This is a genomic window from Phyllobacterium sp. 22229 (genome assembly GCF_052056495.1).
GTDB classification, from domain to species: domain Bacteria; phylum Pseudomonadota; class Alphaproteobacteria; order Rhizobiales; family Rhizobiaceae; genus Phyllobacterium; species Phyllobacterium myrsinacearum.
Genome location: NZ_JBQEPA010000046.1, coordinates 1 through 6,355 on the forward strand (window position 1 = coordinate 1; position 6,355 = coordinate 6,355).

General features: G+C 53.1%; 5 protein-coding genes and 1 pseudogene. 5 read left to right on the forward strand and 1 reads right to left on the reverse strand.

Annotation, left to right across the window (positions count from 1 at the left end):
* Positions 1–283: 283 nt before the first annotated feature.
* The 4 genes from ACTJJ7_RS27925 (at position 284) to ACTJJ7_RS27940 (ending at position 4,440) form a co-directional block, all read left to right on the forward strand.
* Positions 284–2,392, forward strand: a complete 2,109-nt coding sequence (locus ACTJJ7_RS27925; protein WP_440969492.1) for a type VI secretion system Vgr family protein — start codon at positions 284–286, stop codon at positions 2,390–2,392.
* On the forward strand, positions 2,385–3,026 hold the full coding sequence (locus ACTJJ7_RS27930) for a hypothetical protein (protein WP_440969493.1): 642 nt from the start codon (positions 2,385–2,387) through the stop codon (positions 3,024–3,026). Before ACTJJ7_RS27925 ends, ACTJJ7_RS27930 begins: the two co-directional genes overlap by 8 nt.
* The gene (locus ACTJJ7_RS27935; protein WP_130272844.1) at positions 3,023–3,997 is read left to right on the forward strand and encodes a hypothetical protein; all 975 of its coding nucleotides are present in this window, start codon (positions 3,023–3,025) and stop codon (positions 3,995–3,997) included. Before ACTJJ7_RS27930 ends, ACTJJ7_RS27935 begins: the two co-directional genes overlap by 4 nt.
* A gap of 140 nt (positions 3,998–4,137) precedes the next feature.
* Complete coding sequence (locus ACTJJ7_RS27940) at positions 4,138–4,440, forward strand: PAAR domain-containing protein (protein WP_105737575.1); 303 nt, start codon at positions 4,138–4,140, stop codon at positions 4,438–4,440.
* A gap of 122 nt (positions 4,441–4,562) precedes the next feature.
* On the opposite strand, the gene ACTJJ7_RS27945 is transcribed toward ACTJJ7_RS27940, so the two are convergent.
* Positions 4,563–4,991, reverse strand: a complete 429-nt coding sequence (locus tag ACTJJ7_RS27945) for a transposase (protein WP_105737573.1) — start codon at positions 4,989–4,991, stop codon at positions 4,563–4,565.
* A gap of 434 nt (positions 4,992–5,425) precedes the next feature.
* Between ACTJJ7_RS27945 and ACTJJ7_RS27950 the strand changes: the two are divergent.
* A pseudogene (locus tag ACTJJ7_RS27950) lies at positions 5,426–5,736 on the forward strand (integrase core domain-containing protein); the annotation flags it as partial.
* Positions 5,737–6,355 lie beyond the last annotated feature (619 nt).

Below are 6,355 nucleotides of genomic sequence, written 5' to 3' on the forward strand. Positions count from 1 at the left end.
GCCAATTATTCGGTTGATTCCAACGGCGACCGTCCGATCGAGACGCTGCGCCTGAACTTCACCAAGATGGAAGTGAAGTACACGCCTTACGATGCCAATCAGAGCCCGCAGTCGCCCATGATTGCATCCTACGATCTCGCCACAACGCGCGCGGCGTAAAATCGGCTCACGCGACGACCTCAATGAGCAGGAGAAATGTTGGCTCTTCCTCCGCAGCGTTTAAGCAATCGGTCGTCTTGCACTCCAAGGCAACAATTGAGCTCTATTAAAGGTATCATGTGGAATGGAATATGAGTTCTTTGACGCGGGGTTGATCCAGGCTAACCGTATTCTTCGCATTTCGACATCGCTTGGGTTGGACGTGCTTCTGGCGGAGAAGGTTGATATCCACGAAGAAATCAATGGTCTCTTTGAAATCCACGTGGATGTCAAATCAAAGCGCACCGATATCAAACCGGAAGAGCTCGTTGGCACAATGGCTGACGTATCCCTGGAGATTGCCTATGGCGAGCGCCGCCCGTGGAACGGCCTCATTACCGGGTTTCGGGAAGGGCCGCCTGTCTCTCGCGGGCTGCGGTCCTATCGCTTAGTCATTCGTCCACAATTGTGGCTGCTCTCGCAGCGCTCCGATTGCCGTATCTTCATGGATATGACCACATTGCAGATTGCCGAAACGCTTCTGAGCGAGCACGGTATCAAGGCTGCCGTGACCGGTGGTGTCATCACTCCCCCGGCACCAATGCATTATTCGGTCCAGTGGAATGAAACCGACCTTGCCTATCTTACCCGCCGCTTGGAGGCAGACGGGCTGTTCTACTGGTTTGAACATGAGGATGGTCAGCATGCACTTCATGTTGCCAGTCATCCCTTTGGTTATACGGAAGGCCCGGAAACCGATGTGCGGTTTGCGGCGGGCTCGACTGACAGAAACCACATCAGTGAATTTGCCAGAGATTACCGGTTCACGCCGGGAAAACGCGCTGGCGGTGACTGGAACTTTGAAAAGCCGCAGGGACCCCAGGGCTCGGTGACACCATCGCTCGTGTCGCTGCCGAAGAATGCCGAGTATGAGTTGTTCCATTACCCGGCCAAGGCGCTTGACCAATCGTCCAACGAACAGGCGTCGAAACTGCGCATGCAAGCGGTCGAAGCGGATCATGAGAAGATTGAAGGCTCGTCCACGGTCAGAACGCTGGCAGCAGGACGCAAGTTCAAGCCTTATGAAATAGCCCATGCCGACCACGTATTCGAAGAATATGTGGTCACAGCGATTGTTCACCGGATCGTCGATCATTCCTACGAGACCGCCGATGACGGTGCGCTCGATTATTCAAACAACTTTATCGCGCTTCCCTCACGGCTTCCTGCAACGCCGCACCGGTCAACGCCGCAGCCGAGGGTCGACGGCTCGCAGGTTGCGATCGTCGCCGGACCTCTTGGTGAGGAAATCCATCCGGATGAGTATGGCAGGATCAAAGTCTGGTTCCCTTGGCAACGCAATCGCGCCCGAAAGGACGGCTCAGATACCTGTTGGATCCGTGTGATGCAGTCATGGGCGGGCGGCGGTTTCGGTGCGCAGGTCATCCCCCGTATCGGTATGGAGGTCATGGTCACCTATCTCGAAGGCGATCCGGATCGGCCCGTCGTTACCGGCATCGTGCCGAATCCAAGCACGAAAGTGCCGTATAAATTGCCTGAGAATAAAACAAAGTCTGTGTTTCGCACACAGACTCACAAAGGCGATGGTTTCAACGAACTGTCCTTCGAGGATGAACGAGGTCGTGAAGAAGTTCTCTTGCGGGCTCAGAGGGATTTGACGGTCAAGGTAGAAAATCACCTGACCGAGAGGGTCGATTCAAATCGCATTAGCTCGATTGGCGCCATGTCCCATTTTGAGGTAGAGCAATCACATTCCGAGAATATTGGACGCAATTATACGATCAATGTTGGGACGATGGGTGGTAGTGCAATTGTTGGTGAAATCCTGAAGAATCGGATATTTGGGATGCTTCCTGCCGCTTATCACTTGGAGGCTACAAACAACGAGCGTGTGGGTTCAGGACATTTAAGCATTAACTCGTCATCTTCAATAAGCATGAACACCACCAACTCTTACAGCGTGGAAGTAACCGGTATTCATATGTCCACGATTGGCGTGAGTAAGACGACAAATGTCGGGGGCTCAAGTTTTCATTCAGCCGGTGGAGACCACCGTGATGTCGTCGGTGGTAAGCGCATGATCGATGCCCATGGCGAGATTCATCTAAGATGCGGTAAATCTGAAATAATCATGAAACCCGACGGTGTGATCACGTTAAAGGGAACGCAGCTTATCGTTGAGGAGAAAGATCATATCAACATGAAGGCAGGCAGGATTGATCTGAATGCTTAATCGAATGGGCAATAACGGGCGAAAAATTTCTGCGGCATTCCTGGTCGCTGGCGCAGCTTGTTTGGCACTTTTCATCAATGCTTGCATTGTAGAAGCACGAGACTATTCCATGAAATCAGATGTTACTATTTATCTCGATAGGCCGCTACTCGATCGGGGGGGAACTGTTTTCGTCGTTCCCAATGAAATTCCGGCCGATGAATGGAAACCGCATCTCGATCAGCCCAATCCGGCTCGATCCGATCCGCGGCTGGATATCCGCGTGCCGATAACCGTGCGCGACAGGCGGCTTTCTGCTCGTGCATCCGGTCAGGTTAGTGTTGTACGCTTCGATTATCCCAAGGGAGGAAGCTATGATTTTCGTTTCCTTCCATCGCTGGAAAGCGGGGTTCCACCGGAAAAGCAGGGATCGATTCTCGTGACGGCGGGCAATACATATGACTATCACCCGAAAACCCGAGAAGAGAAATTCATTCCTGAGTTTCAGGTGTTCACCATCATCGGGCCGGATGCCGATGAGGAAAAATCGCGTGCCCTCGTGTCAGAGGTGAAGCTTGGATATTTGGAGGAACGTTATAATTGCGCGCCATTTGAAGGTGTTGTTTCCTGCAGCGTAAGGGAACTTTCCAAGTGAGCAGGCTCACACTTCACACACGGTCTTTCCATCCGATGCCAAATTTTGGCCTGGGTGGATTTTATTATAAAGGGGATGATAGGGATTTTTCTTTAAAAACCGGAGTTACATCACGGATAAAAAACGAGAATTATATTGATCTTGAGGCTGCAAGAATAGAAAAGGGACCGACTACATCGGACCCGAGCAGCAATGCGATTTTTGGTTGGGACCAGAACTACAAGAATCCAAAATTGCAGCCGACGGGGACTGTTCAGGGCCAAATAGATCCATATCGCAAAGATGGTGATCAACATGCCCAGCTCTTTCTTACATATCGTGGTCAGAACTTTGCCATGCCTGGCATGAACAATCCGGAAAGGAAGATGATTGAGGGGTCTATTGACGTACCGGTCGTTGGACCCGTGGTCGGACCCGGATCGGGTCCGGGACCGGGTATACGGTTGCAACCCGTTCCCTTTTCCGCCGGTCCCTCCAATCGCGATGTATTTGAGACGATTGTTCCGGACCTTGACGTTGCGATGTCGCTTGACATCATGGTTAATCGTTCGGAACAAACGCTGTCCTTTGCTGCGCGTATGGTGGGCGATGGCTTCCCCAATGCCGAAAGCTTCTTGTTGGATTCCTCATCAGGCGCGGTCTTTTGTGTCGTGCATCGGCGTATCGGGTCTGCAAGTGGGCAGTTACATGGCAACCGGCGCATCGCCATGGCTGCAGGGTCTGCACTCGTCGCTTTTCCTGGTGACATGTTTGGATCGGCCCTGACCGCGTATTGGGCACGGGATTACGCCACGCATTCGGGCGGCCCAATCGACCTCATCGACGAATACGGATCCAAACCGACTGATGTGAGCGGCTGGAATAAGATGCACCTCAATCACGACGCGAAAGGAAACCTCATTCGACGATGGTATTCCGACAATGAGTTGCACCTACGGATCGACGGCAAGCCGGGAAGTTCCATGCCTTAGGAGGTATCCATGATTTGTTTTCTCAAAAGCTACTTCAGCTGTCATCTGTGACAATGTGATACATCGAAGCGACGACGATAAACCTCTGCGGCGTATGCGTGACATACTCCGTGTTCGAAACGGGGAAATGCACAAGCACAATGCCGAAAGCTGCACGAAAGACCGATATCGGTTCAGGCCATAGCTGCCATTTCCCGGAGACTCCCGCGATTGAGGGGAGCCCGAATGTCTGGATCAATGGTCTGAAAGTGCTGAGGGTTGACGATCATTTCGAATCCCACGGCTGTCCGACGTGCCCAAAACCGGTGCATTCCAGGACACTCGCAGACGGTTCACCGAATGTCTATGTCAACGGCAAGAAGGCTGGGCGTATCGGCGACCCTATAGACTGTGGCGGAACAGTTGTCACTGGTTCGAAGAACGTCTTTATCAATGGCGACTAGTCAAACGCTATCATTGGGGAATTTTGCCGATTGCCGGCAGCGACGGTATTGAAGGTAAGAATGTTATTGGCGTTTTTCGGTTGACCGAATTTACCTGCCAACAGCTGTGCGAAACACCGCCATTAATTGTAGCGCCGGTGGAATTCGTAACCAAAGCGTTCGAACTGTTTCATGTCCTTTGGCGTGCGGCGCCGAGCCTGTGTCGCGACAACCCGTTGTGACCACCGAAAGCTGATCTCACTGAGGTAGAGGTTGGCGTGAGGAGGTCTGATGTGGTGAAACATGCCAGAGATCGTACGACGCACCCGGTCATTATACCCTTCCGCAGAGTTGGGATGGACAGGACCGCGGGCATACTCGCGTTGGGAATGATTGACAGTGTCGTGGGCACTGAATGCGGTGCCGATGGAAATGAAGCCTTGCCGCGCGTCGCTCATCAGATGCGAATTCTGGTCTATCGTATTACTGAGGACCCGGTCCGCTTCTGCTTCTGAGAGATTGTTGATGACTGCGGCATGGGCATGTCCGGCGCGGGAGCCGGTGGTGCGCATTTGAGGTCTTTAGACAACAGCAAGAGCTGGTGGTTTCAAAGTGTTAGGTTGACCTTTGCGGCCACGTCCCAAGCGCGGACGGTCTGCATCGAGGCGGGGTGTGGTGCCGAAATAGAATTGGTAGATTTCGATCGTACCGGCGAATTGCTCATTGCGAGCAACCAGCAAACGCAATGCATGCCCCATACGTCACGCTGCCTGTTGGCTGATACCTAGCTGCGAGCTTTCAGCAGGTTGTCCATTCGAGGCAGATCGAGGAGACTGGAGTTACAACACTTCAAGTCACGAGGATCGCCCCGAATGAACATTCACAAGAATGCTTGTTTGACGCCGATGCGTCGAGAGGAAATGGCCCGCAACGTTGTTGAAAGCCGTTATTCCAAAGCCCATGCGGGCGGACCTATGGGGTGACGCCAAAGGTGGTTGCCCGTTGGGTCGAGCGCGTCATGACCGACAATGGCCTTGCTATAATACCTCCAAGGCATTCACGCACATATGCCGCCGATATGGTCTCAAGCACGTCAGAATCCGGCCATATACACCCAAGACCAATGGAAAGGCCGAACGCTTCATCCAGACTGCCCTTCACGAATGGGCATATGCCGTTGCCTATCCCAACTCAGACTTGCGCGCCGCCCGATTGCCGCAATGGCTGCACTCCTACAATTGGCACAGGCCCCATGGCAGTCTAAACTCAAGGCCACCCTTCACCAAAATCGGTCTAACCGAGGACAACCTCTTGAGGCCGATGGCTGTGAACACGGCGGCCGGCTGCAACAAGGGGTCAGTTGGCTCGAGTTTGAATGAGTGCATTACTATCTTTGAGAAGGTTGTGTAGCGGGTGATGAAACAAGAGGGCTTGGTCTCTCCAAGCCAAGGCGTCAACGGCATGGCTCCGATCTGGGGAGCATAAGCATTTGTGGGGCGGTCATCGAGCTTTTGACGGAACGCAATGGCATTGGGCTCAATTCCTTCACAGTGCCTACGGTCACTGCCGTTCCGGGAGAAGATCGGCGCTTGGTACAGGTGTGAAAAGACACACTGTAGAGCCATTCGGTCCGTGACACAGGCCGATAATGGCCCCCGGGGCATAACGGGCCGCAAATGCAAAAGTGGCAGATCGTTTGCCGGTCCGAACCAGTGCCCTGTATAGTGGAGTGTCAGGGGTGGTTGTATCCGGCAGCGTATCGTGATTTCTATGATCTATAGTGTCAGTTTCGCGTTCTGTTATCGCAACTGTTGCCGCGTTTCGCGGTTTTTGAAGGGCAACACGTGATTGGGGGAGACAAGCATGCCGATTTACTTGCAGATTGATGGAATTCAGGGCGATGCGACGCAGGAGACGCACAAGCGCTGGATGGACA